Source organism: Hoylesella marshii DSM 16973 = JCM 13450 (assembly GCF_000146675.1).
Taxonomy (GTDB): Bacteria; Bacteroidota; Bacteroidia; order Bacteroidales; family Bacteroidaceae; genus Prevotella; species Prevotella marshii.
This window is the reverse complement of the sequence record NZ_GL397214.1, coordinates 373391-394023: the sequence shown is the minus strand read 5'-3', so window position 1 is coordinate 394023 and position 20633 is coordinate 373391. Positions and strand designations below refer to the sequence as shown.

General features: G+C 50.6%; 17 protein-coding genes and 1 tRNA gene. 12 read left to right on the top strand and 6 right to left on the bottom strand.

Translation table 11 applies throughout. From position 1 onward, the window contains the following. Positions 1-77 precede the first annotated feature (77 nt). From HMPREF0658_RS01660 to HMPREF0658_RS01610, 11 genes are all read left to right on the top strand, one after another. Positions 78-1793: a beta-ketoacyl synthase N-terminal-like domain-containing protein gene (locus HMPREF0658_RS01660; protein ID WP_006948104.1), complete on the top strand. Its 1716-nt coding sequence runs from the start codon at positions 78-80 to the stop codon at positions 1791-1793. A 14-nt stretch (positions 1794-1807) separates the two neighbouring features. After that, positions 1808-2065 (top strand): phosphopantetheine-binding protein, encoded by a 258-nt coding sequence (locus HMPREF0658_RS01655; RefSeq protein ID WP_006948103.1) that lies wholly within the window; start codon positions 1808-1810, stop codon positions 2063-2065. Beyond that, positions 2062-3795, top strand: a complete 1734-nt coding sequence (locus tag HMPREF0658_RS01650) for a beta-ketoacyl synthase N-terminal-like domain-containing protein (RefSeq protein ID WP_006948102.1) — start codon at positions 2062-2064, stop codon at positions 3793-3795. Before HMPREF0658_RS01655 ends, HMPREF0658_RS01650 begins: the two co-directional genes overlap by 4 nt. After that, entirely contained in the window at positions 3774-4133 is a 360-nt protein-coding gene (locus tag HMPREF0658_RS01645; RefSeq protein ID WP_006948101.1) for an EamA family transporter, read from the top strand. Before HMPREF0658_RS01650 ends, HMPREF0658_RS01645 begins: the two co-directional genes overlap by 22 nt. A 157-nt stretch (positions 4134-4290) precedes the next feature. Then, positions 4291-4923, top strand: a complete 633-nt coding sequence (lolA2, locus tag HMPREF0658_RS01640) for a flexirubin biosynthesis/transport protein LolA2 (RefSeq protein WP_006948100.1) — start codon at positions 4291-4293, stop codon at positions 4921-4923. Then, positions 4904-5326, top strand: a complete 423-nt coding sequence (locus HMPREF0658_RS01635) for a hypothetical protein (RefSeq protein WP_006948099.1) — start codon at positions 4904-4906, stop codon at positions 5324-5326. The genes lolA2 and HMPREF0658_RS01635 overlap by 20 nt, the downstream gene beginning before the upstream one ends. Continuing rightward, positions 5304-5681, top strand: a complete 378-nt coding sequence (locus HMPREF0658_RS01630; protein WP_238305748.1) for an ApeI family dehydratase — start codon at positions 5304-5306, stop codon at positions 5679-5681. Before HMPREF0658_RS01635 ends, HMPREF0658_RS01630 begins: the two co-directional genes overlap by 23 nt. Then, positions 5674-7131 (top strand): glycosyltransferase, encoded by a 1458-nt coding sequence (locus HMPREF0658_RS01625; protein ID WP_006948097.1) that lies wholly within the window; start codon positions 5674-5676, stop codon positions 7129-7131. Before HMPREF0658_RS01630 ends, HMPREF0658_RS01625 begins: the two co-directional genes overlap by 8 nt. Continuing rightward, on the top strand, positions 7128-8624 hold the full coding sequence (locus HMPREF0658_RS01620) for a phytoene desaturase family protein (RefSeq protein ID WP_006948096.1): 1497 nt from the start codon (positions 7128-7130) through the stop codon (positions 8622-8624). Before HMPREF0658_RS01625 ends, HMPREF0658_RS01620 begins: the two co-directional genes overlap by 4 nt. Beyond that, positions 8621-10108, top strand: a complete 1488-nt coding sequence (locus HMPREF0658_RS01615) for a phytoene desaturase family protein (protein WP_006948092.1) — start codon at positions 8621-8623, stop codon at positions 10106-10108. The genes HMPREF0658_RS01620 and HMPREF0658_RS01615 overlap by 4 nt, the downstream gene beginning before the upstream one ends. Further along, the gene (locus tag HMPREF0658_RS01610) at positions 10105-10992 is read left to right on the top strand and encodes an alpha/beta hydrolase (protein ID WP_006948090.1); all 888 of its coding nucleotides are present in this window, start codon (positions 10105-10107) and stop codon (positions 10990-10992) included. The genes HMPREF0658_RS01615 and HMPREF0658_RS01610 overlap by 4 nt, the downstream gene beginning before the upstream one ends. 581 nt (positions 10993-11573) lie before the next feature. On the opposite strand, the gene HMPREF0658_RS01605 is transcribed toward HMPREF0658_RS01610, so the two are convergent. From HMPREF0658_RS01605 to HMPREF0658_RS01585, 4 genes are all read right to left on the bottom strand, one after another. Continuing rightward, a complete protein-coding gene (locus HMPREF0658_RS01605; protein ID WP_006948085.1) occupies positions 11574-13148 on the bottom strand; it encodes a RagB/SusD family nutrient uptake outer membrane protein in 1575 nt (524 codons plus the stop codon). Between the two features lie 22 nt (positions 13149-13170). Beyond that, positions 13171-15858, bottom strand: coding sequence for a SusC/RagA family TonB-linked outer membrane protein (locus HMPREF0658_RS01600; protein WP_006948083.1), 2688 nt, complete (start codon positions 15856-15858; stop codon positions 13171-13173). Positions 15859-15980: 122 nt separating this feature from the next. Further along, positions 15981-17312 carry a DUF3078 domain-containing protein gene (locus tag HMPREF0658_RS01595; RefSeq protein WP_081439443.1) on the bottom strand — a complete coding sequence of 444 codons (1332 nt, stop codon included), beginning with the start codon at positions 17310-17312 and terminating at the stop codon, positions 15981-15983. A 347-nt stretch (positions 17313-17659) separates the two neighbouring features. Further along, complete coding sequence (locus HMPREF0658_RS01585; RefSeq protein ID WP_006948080.1) at positions 17660-18439, bottom strand: EFR1 family ferrodoxin; 780 nt, start codon at positions 18437-18439, stop codon at positions 17660-17662. 123 nt (positions 18440-18562) lie between these two features. On the opposite strand from HMPREF0658_RS01585, the gene HMPREF0658_RS01580 reads away from it, so the two are divergent. Beyond that, a tRNA-Arg gene (locus tag HMPREF0658_RS01580) sits at positions 18563-18634 on the top strand. Positions 18635-18820: 186 nt separating this feature from the next. Here the strand turns inward: HMPREF0658_RS01580 and HMPREF0658_RS01575 are convergent. Continuing rightward, a complete protein-coding gene (locus HMPREF0658_RS01575) occupies positions 18821-20329 on the bottom strand; it encodes a butyryl-CoA:acetate CoA transferase (protein ID WP_006948079.1) in 1509 nt (502 codons plus the stop codon). 116 nt (positions 20330-20445) lie between these two features. Then, on the bottom strand, positions 20446-20633 hold a 188-nt coding region (locus tag HMPREF0658_RS11720; RefSeq protein ID WP_040557608.1), incomplete at its 5' end, for a hypothetical protein.

Genomic DNA, 20633 nt, shown 5'->3' with positions numbered 1-20633 from the left:
AAGATTAAGAGCTTTTTGAGAGAAGCTAATAAGCAATCCGAAAAAAGCTAATAAGCTTCCAGTAAAAACCGATAACAATGGAATGTATAGCCGATAACATTTGTTCGCCACTGGGCTGGACAACCAACGAAAACTTCGCCCGCGTGATGCACGGCGAAAGCAAGCTCACGCGCCATGACGGCAAATGGAACCTCCCACGACCGTTCGTGGCCTCGCTCTTTCCCGACGGCGCCATCGCCGAACGCTTCTCCACCATCAGCACCGACGCCGGAAGATACACTCGGTTCGAGCAGCTGGCCATCCTCTCCATCAGCTACGCACTCGCCCAAACACACATCGATGCAGCCGACAAACGAGTGCTCTTTGTACTCTCAACCACAAAAGGAAACGTGGAACTGCTCAACGACGAGAACCAACCCAACATACCGCGCGAGCGCATCCGGCTCGGCAAGTCGGCCGCCGTCATCGCCCGCTTCTTCGGCAATCCCAACCAGCCCGTCGTGGTGTCAAACGCCTGCATCTCCGGCGTATGCGCCCAAGCCACAGCCCATCGCCTGTTGCAATCAGGCCGCTACACCCACGCCGTAGTCTGCGGATGCGATGTCCAATCGAAGTTCATCGTATCAGGTTTCCAATCATTCAAAGCCCTCTCGAGCGAGCCGTGCCGGCCATTCGACGCCCACCGCACAGGCCTGAATCTGGGCGAGGCAGCCGCCACCATGATACTCCGTGCCGACGAATCGGCCGCCGACGGATGGACATCCGGCCACATCGCCATACGCAACGACGCAAACCACATCTCCGGTCCGTCGCGAACAGGCGAGGGCAGCTTCCGAGCCCTACGACGCGTACTACCAGACGACACAGCCCGTCTGGCCTTTGTGAACCTCCACGGCACCGCCACACCCTACAACGACGAAATGGAATCGTTTGCCATCGCCCGAGCCGGACTGTTCCATACGCCCGTCAACGCACTCAAAGGCTACTATGGACATACGATGGGAGCGGCCGGTGTGCTCGAAACAATCCTCTCGATGCGAGCCGTCGAGGCCGGCACCATCATTCCCACACGCGGATTCGGCACCCTCGGAGTGAGCAACAAGCTAAACATCATCAGCCGTCCCACGAGCACCCACGAACGCGAATTCATAAAACTCCTCTCGGGATTCGGAGGCTGCAATGCCGCCGTTCGCTGGGTGAAAGGCTCCGACGAGGCATCATCCGCCCCCATCATCCCAAAGGCTGATATCATCAGACGAGTACACCTCTGTTCTGAAAGCGTAAAACTCAACGGCCGCCCCGTAATCACCTCCGCCAAAGGCAGCGCACTACTCGCAGAACTTTACAAACAGGTGGCTGTCAACTATCCCAAGTTCTACAAAATGGATGCTCTTAGCCGCCTCGGCTTCATCGCCTCCGAACTGCTCCTGTCAGACATCGACCGTGCGACGCTCGACGATTGCGCCGTGATGCTCGTCGGACGCACCGGCTGCCTGCTAACCGACCAGAAATATCAAGCCACCATTCAGCACACGGAGCAATTCTATCCCAGTCCGGCCACCTTCGTCTACACCCTTTCAAACATCGTCACCGGCGAAATAGCCATACGCAACAAGATGCACGGCGAGACCTCATTCTTCATCCTCGAAAACAAAGAACCAGCGCTCGTGGATGAGCTCATCCGTTCGGCCTTCGCCGATAGCGAAACGCGCATGGTGTTGGGCGGATGGATAGAATATGAATCGGCCGACCGCTTCGAGGCCACCCTCGGCCTGTACAAACGTCACATTTAATCAAAACAAACAATATGAATACATTAAAAGAAACACTTAAGGCACAAATCATCGAAGCACTGTCGCTCGAAGAGATGGCACCGGCCGACATCGACAACTCGGCTCCGCTTTTCGGCGAAGGACTTGGGCTCGACTCCATCGACGCACTCGAATTGATTGTGCTCATGGAAAAGGAATACGGCATTCGTCTCAACAATCCCACCGAAGGCAAAGCCATCTTCGCCTCGATCGACTCCATGGCCGACTACATCGAAAAGAACCGAAAAAAATGATAGTCATTACCGGCATCGGCATCGTTTCCTCCATCGGCACCGGTTGTCATGAGGTTCGCCAAGCTCTGCTCGAAGAACGCGAGGGCATAGCCCCCGTGCGCCATCTCCGCACCATTCACAAAGACTATCCCGCAGGCGAAGTCGACATGAGCAACGAGCAGATGAAAGCCATGCTGGGAATCGAAAATAAAGAGACATCGCGTACCGTTCTGCTCGGTATACTCGCTCTCGGTGAGGCCATCAACCATGCCGGTCTCACCAAACACGACATCCAAACAGCCGCTTTGATTTCGGGCACGACGGTGGCCGACATGGACATCGTCGAACTGCAACACAAGGTGGGCGATACTGAGACGGGCGACTGCGGAGAAACCACCCGGCGTATGGCCGATTATTTCGGTTTGTGGGGTGCTACCACCACATGTTCAACCGCCTGCTCGTCGGCCGCCAACAGTATTCTTGTAGGTGCGAACCTCATCAGCAGCGGCCGATTCGAGCGGGTGGTTGCGGGCGGAAGCGAATGCCTATCGCGATTCCATTTCAACGGATTCCGCACGCTCATGATTCTCGACAAAGAACCGTGTCGCCCGTTCGATGCTTCGCGCGCCGGACTCAACTTAGGCGAAGGCGCCGCGTTCCTCGTGATGGAAACCCTGGAGAGCGCTCGCCGGCGCGGTGTAAAGCCCTTGGCAGTACTCTCGGGCTGGGGCAATGCCTGCGACGCGTTCCATCAAACGGCCTCGTCGGCCAATGGTGATGGCGCCTGTTTGTCGATGACGAAAGCTCTATCGGTAGCCGGATTGAAGCCCGATGCCATAGACTACGTGAACGCCCATGGCACCGGTACGCCCAATAACGATGCAAGTGAAAGTGAGGCACTACGTCGTGTGTTCGGCAAGTGCATGCCGCCTGTGTCGTCTACCAAGGCAATGACCGGTCACACTACGAGTGCGTCGGGCAGCATCGAAGCCGCAATATGCCTGCTCGCAATTGAAGGACGGTTCATTCCGCCAACGCTGCATTGGTCGGCACCGATGGAAGATGGTTTGGAGCCGGTGAGCAAGCTTCAAACCAACCGCCGGCTCAAACATGTGCTATGTAATTCATTCGGTTTCGGAGGCAACGACACGTCGCTCGTTTTCTCCGAGTTCGACAATTCCGGTAGACAAGGCGAACCATCGGCTGCCAGACAGGTTTATCTCAAAACGGTAGTAAGATACGCCGACATACAGCCCGACGAAATGCCGAAGATTCCACCCATGATCGCCCGACGGCTCAGTGCGATTCTCAAGCGCGCCCTACTCACCTCGCTCGTTGTACTTCAGCGTACAGGGGTGAGCTCGCCCGACGCTATCATAACCGCCACAGCCAAGGGATGCGTGGCCGACACGCTCTCTTTCCTTGACGATATCTCGCTCAACGGCGAGCAGCTGCTCAAACCCACCCACTTCATGCAATCTACGCACAACACCATAGGCAGTTTGATAGCCATTCATACACACTCGCACGGCTACAATAACACCTTTTCGCATGGTGCCGAGTCGCTTGTAAGCGCCCTCGTCGATGCCCGTATGCAAATCGAAATAGGGCATGCCAAGAACGCCCTAGTTGGCTTGCACGACGAACAAAACGAAATCTGCACGGTGATGTTTCTCAGCGACGAAGGCACGGTCAACGAGCTGCTCAACGACGAGAAAATAAAAACATTATGTGGGGATTACTGCCATTAGCCCTGTTGCAATCGGCCCTGCTCACCCTGGGGCAAGTAACACTGAAAATTTCCCTTCAACAGATGGGCACATTCAGTTGGACGTGGCGTTTCTTTGCCGGTGCGTTCACCAATCTGTGGTTTGCCGTGTGCGGGATATGCTTCGGTGCTTCGTCGCTGTTGTGGATGTACATCGTTCGCCACTATCCGCTGAGTATGGCCTATCCGATGATAAGTTTGAGCTATGTCATGGGCATGTTAGCTGCCGTACTCATCTTCCACGAACACGTTCCGATAGTTCGCTGGATAGGACTGGCGTTGATTATGACCGGAGTTGTGTTAATCGTTCAGAAGGGATAAAGGGATGATTATGATTGCATACTCGGTTAACAGGGCCATCACCCCTCTTCGAGACTCAACTGCACGAGATAATTGGATACCCAACTTCCTTCGGCATTCTGAATACATTACATAATTATATGCACACACTTCACGAACACATAAAACATTTGGAAATATGAAAAAACTACTCTCCTTGCTCATTGTAATCCTCCTGACTGCGGAGGCAACGGCCCAAACACCCGTGAAAGAACAGCAGACACGACAAATGATGGAACAAATAGGCCATGCAGCACAGGCCATGAAAACAATGCAATGCACATTCAAGCAAACCAAAACACTACGAATGATGAAAAGCAAAATGGTGTCAAAAGGGCGAATGTGCTACACACAACCATCACAACTGAGGTGGGAATACACCAGTCCATACCAATATATATTTATCGTCAACGGTAGCAAGGTTTACATGAAAAGCGACAGACAAACCAACGTGATAGACGCTAACAAAAACAAAGTTTTCAGGCAGATAACACAAATCATGATGAGCAGTGTAACCGGAAAGAGCCTAACCGACCGCCAGAACTTTAAAACCGAAATGCTCGTGAGCGGCACCAACTGGATTGCCAAACTCATTCCCCTGAAAAAAGAACTGAAACAAATCTTCACGCAGCTCGTCATAACCTTCGACACGAAACGGATGATAGCCACACGCGTGGAAATGTTCGAACGCGGAGGTGACACAACAACCATCGAACTGCTAAACCCGACAAAGAACGTCACAGTTAGCCAGAATGAATATAAGATTAATTAAGTCGAGCCTGTTCGCCGTATGTCTGCTCGCCATTTCGCTTGGTGCATCGGCACAATCGGACACGCTCCGACTGTCAGTGCAGCTCACGTTCAGAAAAGCCGTGGTCACCGGTCTGTGCCTCATGGTAACGAGCGACAAACATGAAACCGTTGGCTCGGTGATAAACGAGTTCGGATTGAAAGCATTCGACTTCGTCTACAACAAACAGCGAAACAAACTGAAGCTCGAGAACGTTACGCCCGCACTCGACAAATGGTACATCCGACGTGTACTTCGGCACGACATGCAGTACATTGTACCCATCCTCATAGAAGCGGGCGAATGCGAATACAACAACATGAAACGTGGCATAGAATATGTGTTCAAACCCTTGAAACAATATGACAATGAAACTGGAGAGTAATTTCTACAGCATCATGGCCTACGACGAACGCCCTGAAGGAGCCGTTGTTCGACTAAAACTCAACGGCGAGCATGAAATCTATCGTGCCCACTTCCCCGGGCAACCCGTAACGCCGGGAGTATGCATGGTTCAGATGCTCACCGAACTTGTGGAGAAACGACTCGAACGGAAGCTATTGCTGCGAGGAGCTAAGAACATTAAATTTCTATCGCTACTCACACCCGAAAACGAACCAATGTTCTCGTTCGGCTATAAAACCAATCTCGGCGAAAACGGAGTACGGCAATATACCGTCAAGGCCGACATATCGGACGAAAACCAAACCTATGCCAAACTCTCCCTGATATATGAATGAAAAGGTGTGCGTTGTTATCCCCACCTACAACAACTCACGAACGTTGATGGAGGTGATTCGAGGCGTGAGCAAGTTCATACCCCACATCATTGTGGTGGACGATGGTTCAACCGATTCAACGCCCCGTCTGTTAACTGAATGCGAACTGCCAATCACTGTGCTCACCATGGAACGCAACCTCGGTAAGGGTCGCGCACTTTGCAGCGGATTCAGGGAAGCCAGGAAACAGGGATTCAGCTATGCCATCACCATCGACAGCGATGGACAACATCTTCCAACCGACCTACCGACCTTCCTCGCAGCCATCAATCGTTACCCCGGCTACATCATTGTTGGCAACCGCTTCGACCCTTCGTTGTTCACCCAAGACGCAGAGCGCAACATGGACTCCGAAAGTAGGTTTGCAAACAAATTCAGCAACTTCTGGTTCGCCATTCAAACCGGCAAGCGCCTACCCGACACTCAAACCGGCTTCCGCGCCTATCCGCTGCACCGCCTTCGCGGATTGCGATTCGTTACCTCGCGCTATGAAGCCGAGCTCCAACTCATGGTCTATGCCGCATGGCACGGAGTAGGCCTGCATAGCATTCCCATCCATGTTTACTATCCGCCCCGAGACGAACGCGTGAGCCACTTCCGCCCCGGCCGCGACTTTGCCCGTATATCCGTACTCAACACCGTGCTTTGCGTATTAGCCGCAGTGTATGCCTGGCCGAAACGTCTACTAAGTTTCACACTCGTACTTAGCGTTTTGTTGCTGTTGTTTGTTGTGATGATGTTCGTGCAGGCAGGACTGTTCGTTTACTTCAGCTCACACAAGGTTTCCGAGGATGAGCGACTGACTTATCACGGTATAATCCAACGAATGTCGTATTGGCTCATGCAGCTCGTTCCCGGCGTTAATACCCGGATAGACAACCCCGATGGTGAAGACTTCATCCGTCCCGCGGTGGTCATCAGCAACCACCAAAGTCACCTCGACCTGCTGTGCATAATGATGCTCACACCGCGTCTGGTAATAGTAACTAAAAGGTGGGTGTGGATGAACCCACTCTACGCACTCGCCATCCGCTATGCCGAGTTCCTCACCATTACCAACGACATCACGAAGAACGAAGCCCAGATAGAATCGCTCATCGGCCGAGGTTATTCCATCATGATATTCCCCGAAGGTACCCGCTCGGCCAGTCTCGACATGTTACGTTTCCACCAAGGAGCGTTCAGTTTAGCACGGAAGTTCAAGCTCGACATCGTACCCGTAGTTCTACATGGCACGGGAGTTGTGCTCAACAAGCGCGCCCGAACTGTAACGCCGGGCAACATAACCATCAAAATAAAACCCCGCACCTCGGTTGATGACGGTCAATGTGGCAATACGCCCATGGAAATAGCTAAGTTCTTCCGTCAGAAGTATCGGGAGTGGACTCAAACGAACCAAGACTCTTTATGAAGCATTGTGTAATTATTGGCAGCGGACTGGGTGGACTCTCCTGCGGAGTAATTCTCGCTAAGAACGGCTATCGTGTTACTGTACTCGAACAAGGTGCACAGATTGGTGGTTGCCTACAATGTTTTCATCGCGATGGAGCTAAGTTTGAAACTGGGATGCATTTCATCGGAAGTGCCGACAAAGGACAAACGCTCCATAGACTAATGCATTATCTTGAACTCGACGGTTTGCCCCTTAGCAGACTCGACCTCCATGGATATGATGTTATTTCTCTGGCCGGTGAACAGTTTCGTTTTGCCAACGGTCGCGAGCCTTTTATCGAAGAGCTGGCATGCAGCTTCCCGGCCGAGAAAGATAATCTTGCCCGATATTTCGACCTCATTGAAAGCATCGCCTCGGCCTCATCGCTTCACTCACTAAAACAAACCGACGGCAACGACACCCTGAACACTGAATACCAAATACGCAGTATCGACGACGTTATCAGTTCACTTACTGCTGATACCACGCTGCGAAACGTGCTCGTTGGCAACCTGCCACTCTATGCCGCCGAACGTGGGCGAACACCTTTCGCGACCCACGCCTTTATAACCGACTTCTATAACCAAAGTTCATTCCGCATCCCAGGCGGAAGCGATGCAATAGCCTTCTCACTGGCGAAAACCCTGCGCCAATACGGTGGTGATGTGAAGACGCACAAGAGAGTGAGCCGCATCATCTGCAATAATTGTCGGACAACGGGAGTCGTCACAGCCGATGAGGAACTTATTACGTCCGATATCATCATATCCTCCGTTCATCCCGCCCGACTCATGGAACTGCTGGGAGATACGCCCCTCATTCGCCCAGCCTACAAAGCACGCTTGCTAAATTTACCGAACACAACCGGCGGATTCGCTGTCTACATGAAGTTTCGTCCCGAAAAAATGCCCTACATCAACCATAACTTCTACGGCTATCGCACCTCTTCGCCATGGGATTGCGAACAATACACCGACGCCGACTGGCCACGCGGATTTCTATACATGCACATGTGTCCACGTCTTGTTACAGAAAAACCACCGATTTATGCCGAGTGTGGCGAACTGTTGAGTTACATGCGCTTTGAAGATGTAGCTCAATGGGCTGGCACTTGTATCGGTCAGCGTGGCGAAGCCTATGAGACTTTTAAACGTGAGAAAGCAGAACACCTAATTGCAGAGGCCGACAAACAGTGCCCGGGACTGAAGGACGCAATCGAAAACTATTGGACTTCCACGCCTCTAACCTATCTCGATTACACCGGAACCGAAGGCGGCTCGATGTATGGCGTGGGCAAAGACATCAATAAAGCAGCCGCATGTCACGTGCAGCACAAAACAAAGATTCCGAATCTACTGCTCACCGGGCAGAATATCAATTCACACGGTATGCTCGGAGTACTCGTCGGCACCATCGTTACGTGCAGCGAACTACTCTCGGCCGAAACCATCTACAGGCAAATCAACGAATGAATCAAGACATAATCATCATCGGCGGCGGACTTGGCGGACTCTTCACCGGAGCCTTGCTGGCACACGAAGGGCTTGCCGTCAAAGTGCTCGAAAAGAACGCAACGATTGGCGGTGGACTGCAAACTTTCCATCGCGGCAATGTAGAGTTCGAAACTGGCATGCACATCCTCGGAGGATTCCGCGAGAGAGGAACGCTGCAGAGAATATGCTCCTATCTTGGCATCATGGAGAGTTTGCATTTACGGGACACCGATGACGATTGTATGGATGAAATCACCTACGGAGAAGACGGTGCTACTTATCACATCGCTTCGGGACGTAATGGCTTTGCTGAGAGTTTAACCGCTTATTTCCCTCATGAGCGAACGAATTTGCAGGCGTATGTAGACGAACTCTATCGACTGACAGAAGAGGTGGATGCCTTTTATCTACGACCGGGGAGAGAAACCATGGTGCAACATAGCGAACATTTCCTCTGGCCGGCCGACAGGCTCATTGCTCACTATGTCTCCGACCCGAAATTACGTGAATTGCTGGCGTATATGAATCCCATGTATGGCGGTGTGGCAGGGCATACGCCGGCGTATATCCATGCCTTAATCAACGTGCTCTACATCGAAGGCACAACTCGCTTCGAAGGAGGAAGCCGACAATTAGCCGACGCGTTGCAATTTATCATCGAAGAAGCCGGTGGGAAGGTTGTGCCCCGAGCGGAAGTGGCTCAGGTCGAGGTGGCTGAGCGCAAAGTACGGCGTGTCGTTACGCAAGATGGCACATCTTATACGGCCGACCGCTATATTGCGGCCGTCCATCCTTGTGAATTACTTCGTGTCATTGATGCTCCGGCTTTCCCAAAATCGTATCGCGACCGGTTGGAGGCCATCCCTAACACCTATTCGGCTTTTACGCTGTTCATTGAGTTGAAGGAACGCGCTTTTCCTTATATTAACCACACTTGTTATTTTCAGCAAACTTACCATCACGTATGGCAATTGGCCGATTACGGTGAGGATTGGCCTCGCGGATTCATGTATATGACACCGCCTGAGGTAGGGCAAGGGGCTTGGGCTTCACGGCTTATCATCCATTCTCCGATGCCTTACGATGCTGTCCATCCATGGGCGCATACACACACGGGATGCAGAGGAGAAGCCTATGAAGCATGGAAAATCGCATTGTGCGACCGTATACTTGACAGCATGGAGATGCTCTACCCCGATTTCCGCCGTGCAGTGAAGCATGTTTATACGGCCACGCCTCTTACCATTCGCGACTATTACCATACCAAGAACGGTGCACTCTACGGCTATGCCAAAGACTGCGACAATATCTTGCTCTCACAAATACCTGTGTTCACCAAAGTGCACAATCTTTATCTCACGGGGCAATGCGTGGGATTGCACGGCATTTGCGGTGTACCTCTCTCGGCCATCCTTACGGCCGAAGCTATCGTAGGAGCCAATCAAATCATGAAGAAGCTATGAAGCGGCCGTTTATCCTTTTCCTTTTCTTTGTTGTTGCTACGACCGTTAAGTCACAGATACCTATTTGGCAGGGTACGGCCGAATGTGCTCCGCACGTCACGCTCGAGCCCTTCCTTCCCATCGGCACTCGTCCATCGACAGCCATTATTATATGCCCGGGCGGCAGTTATCATTGGCTTGACATGCAGACCGAAGGTGTGGAAGTTGCCCGATGGTTGCAGGCCAATGGTATTGCCGCTTTCGTATTGCGCTATCGCGTGGCGGGTGTAGCGGCTTTTATCACCCATTACCGATTGCTGACACGGGGGCATCGGCATCCCGACATGCTGCGCGACGTGCAGCGTGCTTTGCAGTTGGTACGCGAGCGAGCAGCAGAATGGAATGTGGACACTGCCCATGTAGGTGTGATGGGATTCTCGGCCGGCGGACATTTAGCCATGGCTTCGGCCGCTTTTGCCGCTACTAACTTCCTCGCCCCTTTGGGCATATACCCCGCAGTGTCGTTGCATCCCGATTTTGTTGCTCCCCTTTATCCTGTGGTGACTTTGGCCGACAAGCGCTATGTGCATAGGCGTTCGCGTCGGGGACTATTGGGTGAATGGGGAAAAGGAAGCCGATGTATGCGCGACTCTCTCTCGCTCGAAAAACACATACCTACTGATTGTCCACCCGTTTTTCTGATGAACTGTGTCGACGACCCTGTGGTAAAATACCAAAATGCTGTGCTTTTAGACTCGGCACTCACAGCACGCGCCATTCCTCATCTTTATATACAATACCGCACCGGTGGCCATGGCTTCGGCGCAAGCAAGGTGAAAGGCACTGCGGAATGTCGTGAATGGAAAACGGCCTTTCTCTCATGGTTGCACCAACTCTTCCCGTAGTATCGTTATCTGTTCGTATCCTGTCCCGGACAAAGAAGACGAAATGGCAGCTTGCCGTAAGGTAATGAAAGTCATACGCATTTGCTTTGTGGATAGTAAGATTGTCGACCTTTCCATGTACAAACGCCACCTATGCCACGTACAAACGGCATCTGTACACGGTACGAATGCCGATTTATCAATCGTTACTTTACAACCATGAAAAATTACAATCTCGAACGTTTGAGCATCGAATACTAAGGAATCATCACAAAAACGAGGCGAAAAGTGATGAATTGATTACTGACAAATATTTTTGTCACGAACTCGCGCACGGCGCATCTCACAACGAGTGCAGATACCCTCTGCGAAAAGGGGGAAAAAGGTCTCAACGAGCGAGCTGTTTTTTGCTCACCAGCAAACTTTTTTCCGCTCACCGGCAAACTTTTTTCTGCTCACCAGCAGAATTTCTTTTGCTCACCAGCAGAATACAGGGTGCTCTCAGGCAATGGGATAGTAAGCATTGGCACTTCCACCTCTCCTGCATCGTTGCCCACTACGTATTCGAAAGGCAGCAGACCATCTGACCGACCATCCAATGACTATCGAAGATTGGGGTTGAGGTCAATGGCGTTTTGAGGAATGGGGAACAGGCTTTTGTCCGTTGAGCTACCTGAAATGGACTTGTTGAAGCGGTTGAAGCGGATAAGGTCTTGTCGCCGCCAACCCTCCCACACCAGTTCAAGCAGACGCTCCTCGAGGATATTGTCGAGGGTGGCCGCACGGGGCAGCATCCCTACACGATGGCGCACGGCCGTCAAAGCATCATCGCCCGATTCGCCGTTTCTCACTTTTGCCTCGGCGAGCATCAGCAACACGTCGGCATAACGGTAGAGCACGATGTCGTTGTCTTGCAGTTTGCCATCAAGATAGGCTTTGCGGTCTATCTCGTATTTCTTCATACGTGCACCGGCTGTTTTCATCTCCTTGGAATAGGTGAGGTCGAGTGCTACGGCAAGTGGCTGGTAAACCAGCGGTTGTCCATTGTCGAGGCGAACGGTATCGCCGTCTACGGTTATCGTGTCGGAATAGAAATTCAGGGCATAACGCGTGTCCACGTTGGGCGTTCCGTAGCCAAATGCCTTTACGGTAGAGATTGTGGCGCAGGCTCCATTCTCCGCCCCAAGTCCCAGGGCACGGCCGTGGTGGTAGTTGCGCGAGCGGAAGAGGTATTGATATTGGGTGGTGTAGAGATTCTTATCCATCGGCAGGGTGAAGATGTTTTCCTGCGATGTCTCGTTGTGTATAGCGAAGTTGGCAGCGTAGTCCGTTTCAAGGCGATAGCCTGCCGCTGTGATTTGGTTGCAGTAGTGAATCACGGTTTGCCACGCATTCATCTGTGTGCCATCCACCGTAAAATAGATGGCGGAACCCGAGCGGCGAGGCTCTTTGGCAGGATGGTTGCAGGTGTAGACTTCGGCATTAAGCGCGAGCTTTGCCAACAGAAAATAGACAACGGGGCGAGTGATGCGCCCGTAGTAGAGGCCTTCTGCATTGGAACGAGCATCGGGTAAGTCATCGCAAACAGCTTGCAATTCGTTAAAAGCAAATAAGAAGACGTCGCTGCGTTTGGCTTTCTTCACATCGCTCACTTTTACTTCGGGCTTGTCGAGCAGAGGCACATTGCCAAACATATCCACCAGATAATAATAGTACATGGCGCGTATTGCCCTCGCCTCGGCCGTATAGGCACGGTGTTGTTCGGCCGTAAGCCGGCTGCGGTAGGTGTTGAGTGTGCGAATGGCATCGTTGGAAAGTACCACCACTTTATATAAATAACTCCACGTGGCATATAGCTCGCTGTCGTCGCTACGCCATTGTTGTGTGTAGAGTCGTTCCCAGAATCCGCCGTCGTACCAATCGCCGCCCCGTCGGGGTATCATGGCCTCGTCGGTGGTAAAGGTGTTGTAGTCGTAGATGCCGCGATATGTGCCCTGAAGGCCTTGGCTATCAGCATCGCTGCCCATAAGACTGTAGAGCGTGCCTACGGTGTTGAGGTAGATATGCGTGGGGGTATCAAAGGCTTGCTCCGGCGAAATACGGTCGCGAGGGTGTTCGTCTAAACATGATACACAGCATAGCAGATTCATCGAGAGTGCAATATAGAGTTTCTTCATTGGGGTTTTGTGTTTGGAAGGGTTAGAACTGTATGCCTACACCGATAGCGAACGACCGATAAACAGGGTAAACGTCTTTGTCGTCAATGCCCAATGTTGCGTTTACTACATAGCTGTTTATCATGGGTGAAATCCCGCTGTAGGCGGTAAAGGTGGCAATATTGTTTACACTGCACGACAAGCGGAGCGCGCTCATGAATTTGCTTTTTAACGGCACATTGTAGCCTATCGTCACATAGTCGATATTCACGTAGTCGCCACTTTCCAGCCAATAGTCTGTGGCGCGTTGGTCTTTGATATTTCTGCGCGGAGCATCGGCCATCACGTTGTAATCGGGAAATGCACCCATGTTCATGTAAGTGAGTGCGGTGGCGTTGTATATCTTGTGGCCGAACGCACCGTTGAGCTGCATCGAAACGTCCCAGTTGCGGTAGCGCAAACTGATATTCGAGCCCAGCGTGACTTTGGGGACAGCCTGTCCGGCTACGTAGCGGTCGCCGCCATCTTCGGTATTGATGCGACCGTTTTTGTCGAGGTCGGCAATTTGATAGGAATAAGACCCGTCGGGATTCTTCGCTAGTCCTGTGCAATGGGGCAGATAGAAGACACCTAACGGGCGGCCGACGATTTGGTAAACAATGTTGTTGTCGCCGCCATGAAAGCCTGCTCCATCCATCGAACCTATTGGCGTGATAGGCGACGAAGAGAGGTATTCGCCTCTATACATACCACTCAACGAAAGCAGTTTATTGGTTTGGAAGGAGAGGTTGATATTGATATTCAGCTCCAAGTCTCGCGTGGAGACAGGCACGACTCCCAATCCTAACTCCACACCGCTATTGCTCATGCTACCAATATTGGCCAGCAATGTATTGTATGCAAACGGAGGCACGCTCACGGGGTAGGGATAAAGCATGTCGCGCGTCTTCGAGTAATAATACTCGGCAGTGAAGACAAGGCGGTTGTCGAGCCATGCGCTTTCGATACCAATATTGAACGACGAACGGCTTTCCCACTTGAGGTCGGGGTTGATATTCTTCATCAGTCCCATCGTAATTGTCGGCGTGTTACCATAAGGAATCACCCCAATGGGTGTCATGTAATGCAAGGAATTGTAAGACTCTATGCCGCCGAGATTGCCTGAGATGCCGTAGCCGGAATGCAGGCTGAGGCGGTTGATAAAAGAGAGGTCGCGCATGAAATGCTCTTGGTGGATGTCCCATTCCGCACCGACCGATGGAAAGAACCCCCAACGATGGTTTCTCCCTACGAGCGACGACCCGTCGGCACGCGATGTCACGGAAAGTCGGTATCGGTTGAGATACGTATAGTCGGCACGTCCCATGAACGAGAGCAAGGTGGGGCTTTCGTATCCGCTGCCCGTTCCGCCTTGTGGTCTGATGGCACCGGCACCGAGGTTGTGGTAGCCGAAAGCATTGCCGGTAAAGCCTTTCACTGTGGTGTAAAAGACCGTCTGCCGACTTCTTTGGTATTCGCTTAGCACCTCCGCCTCTATCTTATGATTTCTCCATTGCCTGCGATAGGTGAACGAAATATTACCCAGCACGTCTTCGCCTTTCCGTTCTCTACGAACAGCTTTACCTTGAGCTTCGGTCGCAAGTGGGAGAAAGAGAGCATTTTCGAGACTGTTGTAGGCATACGACCCGAAAAGATGCAGCCGCCATGCCTTGGACAAAATGAAGTCAAGTCCGATGTGGGTGTTGAAGTTGAAACCTTTATCGTCGTTTTCAATACCCAGCCATCCCATGGGATGGGCAATCTGCGAGGCACCGGCGTTCGTACTCCATCCGCCTGTAGCATTGCGTCCTGTCGCATAGGTGGGGTTTTGTGTGGCTGCGGAATAAAAGAGTTTGCGCATATCATACAGGTTACCGGAAGAGAGCGACGACCCAAAGATGCCGAAGTCTACGGTCAGTATGTCGTCGAATCCTTTCTGCATGAGGTCGAATTTCGCTGTAAAATTGCGATAATCGTTGGTCTTCACGACCATGCGATGGGTCATATAACTCACCGATGCACGATAGTTAGCCGTTTCGGTGCCGCCGGTGAATGCCAAGTGATGATTCTGCACTGTGCCCGTTCGGGTGATGGCACGTTGGAAATCGGTATCGTATCCGCCATCAACATAGGGAAGTCCTAATGTCTGTGCGGTGGAGAGATAATCTCTACGACCAAGCATTTTAATAAATGAATGCGCTTTTTCAATGCCGGCGTTGGCATCATAGGCAATACTAAACTTACCGGCTAATCCCTTTTTAGTGGTCACGATGATAACGCCCGATGCGCCTCGTGAGCCGTATTGCGCTGTTTCGGCCGCGTTTTTGAGCACCTTAAACGAGGCGATGTCTGCGGGATAAATGGTAGAAAGCGTAGCAAGGTCGCTCGATATGCCGTCGATAACTACCAAGGGGTCGTTGCCTCCCGTGACGGAGGTTGTACCCCTCACACGCACGCTGTTGAGCATGGCTAATCGCTCGTTGCCACCACGCGATACGTTTACGCCGGGTAGGTCGCCTTGCAAGGCTTCGAGCGGGGTAATCATCAACCCTTTTCCGTGGTCTCGTTTTCTTGGAGATCCTTGCTTGTGCATTTTGCCCGATGCTGTCGGTATGCTGTCGGTGGTCTGTCCCGAGATGGTCAGGCAGCAAATGAGTGCAACAGTGAAGAGAATATTTCTATGGTACGGCATGATGAATACGGTTTTTAGCAAGTAGCATTGCTGGAGGAGATTCTTCCTGTAGAGGGAAAATACTTTATTTTGGCTCCGCTGGCACACTGTATCCTCGAATACACCGGTGCAAGGCTTTCGGATTAGAACGAATATGCGAAGCCGATAGAGGCATATTCTTTCAGCTGCCAATACCCGTGGTTTCCGGTTCTGATGTTAGACCCGTCGTCGAAGCGCGGATATACAAAGAGGTTTGTCGAGATGTACCGATTGAACCTGAACGAGATGGTATTCTCCCATTCCAATTCCGCACGACTGTATGTCGTATAGCCATAAAGGCGTGTCTGCCATGAAATCATGTCGTTGAATTTCCAAATGAGGTCGATGGTGAATTCGGAACCGAAGTCGTGTATCACGTGTTTTCCCGCATCGAGTCCGTAACGCGTGGAGAGGGCGAGGCGGTCTACATATCGCAGGTTATAGGCCAGAGGAGCAATGTGTATGTTGCCGGTGAGACGTTTCTTCAACCACTCGGTGGAATAGTCCATACCGAGAGAGAGGTTGATGTTGAGCGGAGAGAAGATGTCGGAGTAGACGGTAGCGTCATTGCTCTTATAGCCACGCGCAAACTGTGTGTACGCAACGAGTTGTAGCGTGTAATACCATCGCTTGTTGGCCTGTAGGCCGAGTTTGCTTGTATAGCGCAATAAATCTTCCGTGGTCTTCATGCTGTGCAGAGAGTCGGCACGCGAGGTTTGAAATCCTATCTTCATTTCCAACTTGTTGTCCCATTTCACTTTTTGCTTGTTGTTGTAATTGGCCTGAAGCATCGCACTTCCCACCATGGAATAATTGCTCTCGCCGCTCTTGTACCAATTGCTCGAAACATAGTTTTGCAGGAATTGCAGATAGTAATCGCCCTTGTATGTCCAGAAATTCGGACGCATGACGACTACTTTTACCGGTGTTTCTATCGTCTGCTCCACGGGTTGTGGTGCCACTTTCTTCACCATGTCGATATTGTGGTATACGGGGGTATCAAAACGTTCTTCCACCGATCCGACCTGTCGGATATGTGTCTCGCTGTTGCCTACGAGGTCGGGACGCGTCAGATAAATGTTGAGCAGCGTGCGATCTATCAATGCGTCGGTGCCGTTTTCTGCTGTACTGTCGGCCGTAAGACGCAGGTATCGACGAGCCGGAGAATGATAGAAGGTAAAGGGAATAAACAGACGATAATACCTGTTCTCCGGCGTAAAAATATCGGGGACGGAAACAGCAATGTTTGCCGTATTCATCGTGTCCAACTGCTTCTCCCTGTAATGGGTGAGCGAGTCAATATAGGCCGACAGCATTTGAGATGTCGCATTTCCTGTCTGAGCCTTATTGACCGACTTATTCTTGGACTGTGCCGATACGGATAACATGTAGCAGGAAATAATGAATAGGAATAAATATTTCAGATAGTGCATCATAATTGTTTTGGATATGAGAATAATATGGCGGAACAGTAAAAAGCACAAATGGCATGCTACACCGAATGCCGTTAAGTCGGCTGCAAAGATACGGATATATTTCGATACAGTAAAACTTGCAGGTAGAAAAATGGCTAAACATTCAAAAGGTTTACCGGACAGCGATAACAAAATTCAATTCATGACTAATATCCGGCCACTTGGGAGCGTTCTCTGTCATATCACATGATTCGTTATAGAACCAAATTTTCGGTACTCGCAGTTGGACTGCAAAGCTCAAAATAAACATTTTAATGCTTGCAGTTGGACTGCAAGACCCCAAATAAAAGTTTTAAGGCTTGCGGAGCTTAATCCTTACGCCCATAATAATATTGCCCTTTCTTTCGGGTTCTATGACCATAATCAATGGCATGAACGGGGCAACCATGATAACAGGCGAAACAGGAAATGCAATCATCTGTGTGATGCCAAATGGGCTTCTCTCCCTTACCTCCCGTGATATTCTGCATAGGACACACGGTGGCACATCGCCCACATCTGATGCATCGCTCGTTGTTCACTCGAAAAGGGCGGTCAGTCAGAGCATTTCTAATAAACCATTCGCCTAACCATCGGCTATTGATACGCGGCCACCGGCCGACATGTAACCTACTTCCCGCCCGCCGGTTCACAATGTCTGTCACATACCGACTTATCTCCTCCGCGGCCACTTTCAGCTTGCGATGAGCTGTTTCTTTACTGTCTACAGTCATAAAAGGCAGTCCCACATAGGTATTAGGCATGAGAAGAGAGTACAGACCTTCGGCATGTAGCCCCGCTACGGCAAGGTCTTGTTGCAGAATGCGCATCGTTTCACCTATCGTATCGCCAGCCGTACAAAGTGCAAAACAGAAATGCCCCGTGGCATTAGCTATCTTTATGCGGGTAAGAAAATCGCAGACGGGCATGGGAGGTCTCCATCCATGAACGGGAAAGCAGAAGCCGATGCGTTCCGTTTCCTGAAGATGAAAGACACAATGGTCGGCCCTTATCAGTTCGGAAATAGAGTAAAGTTGCTCTCCAGTGGCAGCTGCAAGTTGTTCGGCAGCCCACTTCGTATTGCCTGTGGCAGAGAAATAGAATATCATTTGCTTACCTTTACATGTCTATTTGCTTGCAAAGATACATCTCAGAAGCCTGTTCTTCAAATCAATTTGCTATTTTTTATTTTGCCGTTCGATGAAATTCCATTACCTTTGCAAACGCAAAAGGCTCCCATAGTTCAATGGATAGAATGCAGGTTTCCTAAACCTTTGATCCGAGTTCGATTCTCGGTGGGAGTACAACATCATGGCGGCTATCAGTCAAAAGACTGGTAGCTGCTTTTTCTTACAAGGCTGTTCCAGCTCAAAGGAAAGCTATAGAAACAAAAATGCCGAGACTCCCGCCCCAGCATCCTTGCGTTTGTGTAGTAAGATTTTATGAAAAAGTTAAGTTCATTGAATAAAATGTCTCACGACAGTATAGCGCTAAGCATGTATATACTCTGCAAACTCAGTGAGTCTCATGTCGCCCTTGCGCAACAAGGTATCGTGCATAGCAAACGATGCGGCAAGGTTTTGGGGTTCATGACCCTTATTGCAAAGTTTCAAATAGTCTCTTAGAAGAGGTCGATAGTCCGGATGCGCACAATTCTCAATAATAAGTTGAGCGCGTTGTGTGGGGCTTTTACCTCTTAAATCGGCCACTCCATACTCTGTAACGATAACATCTATATCATGTTCGGAATGGTCTTGATGGCTCACGCGTGGCACAATGGCACTGATACAGCCACCTTTTGCCACTGAAGCGCACGTGAAGATACTGATATAAGCATTGCGCTCAAAGTCTCCACTACCTCCTATGCCGTTCATCATCTTAGTTCCACCGATATGGGTAGAGTTCACATGACCGTAAATATCTGCCTCAATGGCCGTATTAATGGCAATTACACCAAGCCGCCGGATAACTTCGGGGTTATTGGAGATTTCACTTGGACGGATGGTAAGGTGGTCTTTGAAGTAGTTCATATTGTCATATACTTCTTTCAGGCACTCGTTTGTTACAGTGAGCGAACAGGTGGAAGCATCTTTCACACGACCATTGAGCATCATACCGACGATAGAATCTTGCAACACCTCTGTGTAAATATTGAAGTCGGGCACATGTTTATCGGCACCGAGTGCGCCCAATATGGCATTAGCTGTACTGCCTACGCCACTTTGCAAAGGAAGAAAAGACGATGGAATGATACCCCGTTTCATATCATTGGACAGAAACGCTGCCACATTGATACCTATTTGAGTGGTTACCTCATCTTGCTCTTTAAATCCGCGTGCCTCGTCTGGTATGTTGCACTCTACCACACCAACTATCTTCCGAGCATCTATCTCCACATATTGCTTACCGATTCTGTCGCCTACATTTACGATAGGAATGGGCTGGCGATGAGGTGCATCGAGCGGTTCGTACACGTCGTGCGATAACTTTATATCCTTACTATGGAACGAATTGAGCTCTAATATCACGTGTTTGGCCAGCCGTGCTGCTGTAGGAGCGATACCGCCGGCAGCCGTAAGATAGGCCTTGCAAGTGTCTGCATTCTCTTCAATATCGCAAACTTCGAGGATAGCCCAGTCTACTTCGCCAAGAAACCCGTAACGCAAGTTCTGCGCCATCATACTCAAGTGGTAGTCGGCATAGGCAAACTCGTCGTTGTTTACATGCTTACGGAACTCTGCGTTAGTGATATAAGGTGCCCTGAATCTGATTGCTCCGGCAGCTGACATGACACCATCGGTACTCTCTCCCGTCGAAGCACCTGTAAAAATGCCCACTTGGAAAGGTCTTCCAGCTTCATGCTCGGCCGTTGCTCGTTTCGCAAGTTCTCTTGTTACCGCTTTTGCCGTTCCCGCAGGGGTGAATCCGCTCAGGCTTATGTTCTCACCATTCTTTATCATAGCTGCAGCTTCCGCAGCCGAAATACGTGTATATACCATGTGTGTTGTTTGATAGTTATGACTATGTTTTCTGTCGCAAAATTAATGCAAATCGGTCGAATAGCAAAATAAAACGCTCTTTTTTTACTTTTTCAAGACACTTCTTATGGTGGAACTTATGCAGAATCTTTTTTAAGAAAACATTTGTGTGTTTCACCAACTTTGTTTACCTTTGCCGCCATCATGCGAAATATAGCCATATATATAATAAGGAATACGGTGCAGAGAAAAGTGTGTTTTTCTGCATCTTTTAACGCTTTATATTTGCATACACCGGAAAAAAGTGTAACACACACACACACAC

Bases quoted from the DNA above. Each gene is read 5' to 3' on its own strand.
- HMPREF0658_RS01615 (WP_006948092.1), top strand. From the start codon at position 8,621: ATGAATCAAGACATAATCATCATCGGCGGCGGACTTGGCGGACTCTTC.
- HMPREF0658_RS01585 (WP_006948080.1), bottom strand. From the start codon at position 18,439: ATGATATTCTATTTCTCTGCCACAGGCAATACGAAGTGGGCTGCCGAA.
- HMPREF0658_RS01660 (WP_006948104.1), top strand. From the start codon at position 78: ATGGAATGTATAGCCGATAACATTTGTTCGCCACTGGGCTGGACAACC.
- HMPREF0658_RS01610 (WP_006948090.1), top strand. From the start codon at position 10,105: ATGAAGCGGCCGTTTATCCTTTTCCTTTTCTTTGTTGTTGCTACGACC.
- HMPREF0658_RS01625 (WP_006948097.1), top strand. From the start codon at position 5,674: ATGAATGAAAAGGTGTGCGTTGTTATCCCCACCTACAACAACTCACGA.
- HMPREF0658_RS01645 (WP_006948101.1), top strand. From the start codon at position 3,774: ATGTGGGGATTACTGCCATTAGCCCTGTTGCAATCGGCCCTGCTCACC.
- HMPREF0658_RS01600 (WP_006948083.1), bottom strand. From the start codon at position 15,858: ATGCCGTACCATAGAAATATTCTCTTCACTGTTGCACTCATTTGCTGC.
- lolA2 (WP_006948100.1), top strand. From the start codon at position 4,291: ATGAAAAAACTACTCTCCTTGCTCATTGTAATCCTCCTGACTGCGGAG.
- HMPREF0658_RS01620 (WP_006948096.1), top strand. From the start codon at position 7,128: ATGAAGCATTGTGTAATTATTGGCAGCGGACTGGGTGGACTCTCCTGC.
- HMPREF0658_RS01655 (WP_006948103.1), top strand. From the start codon at position 1,808: ATGAATACATTAAAAGAAACACTTAAGGCACAAATCATCGAAGCACTG.
- HMPREF0658_RS01635 (WP_006948099.1), top strand. From the start codon at position 4,904: ATGAATATAAGATTAATTAAGTCGAGCCTGTTCGCCGTATGTCTGCTC.
- HMPREF0658_RS01650 (WP_006948102.1), top strand. From the start codon at position 2,062: ATGATAGTCATTACCGGCATCGGCATCGTTTCCTCCATCGGCACCGGT.
- HMPREF0658_RS01605 (WP_006948085.1), bottom strand. From the start codon at position 13,148: ATGAAGAAACTCTATATTGCACTCTCGATGAATCTGCTATGCTGTGTA.
- HMPREF0658_RS01630 (WP_238305748.1), top strand. From the start codon at position 5,304: ATGACAATGAAACTGGAGAGTAATTTCTACAGCATCATGGCCTACGAC.
- HMPREF0658_RS01575 (WP_006948079.1), bottom strand. From the start codon at position 20,329: ATGGTATATACACGTATTTCGGCTGCGGAAGCTGCAGCTATGATAAAG.
- HMPREF0658_RS01595 (WP_081439443.1), bottom strand. From the start codon at position 17,312: ATGATGCACTATCTGAAATATTTATTCCTATTCATTATTTCCTGCTAC.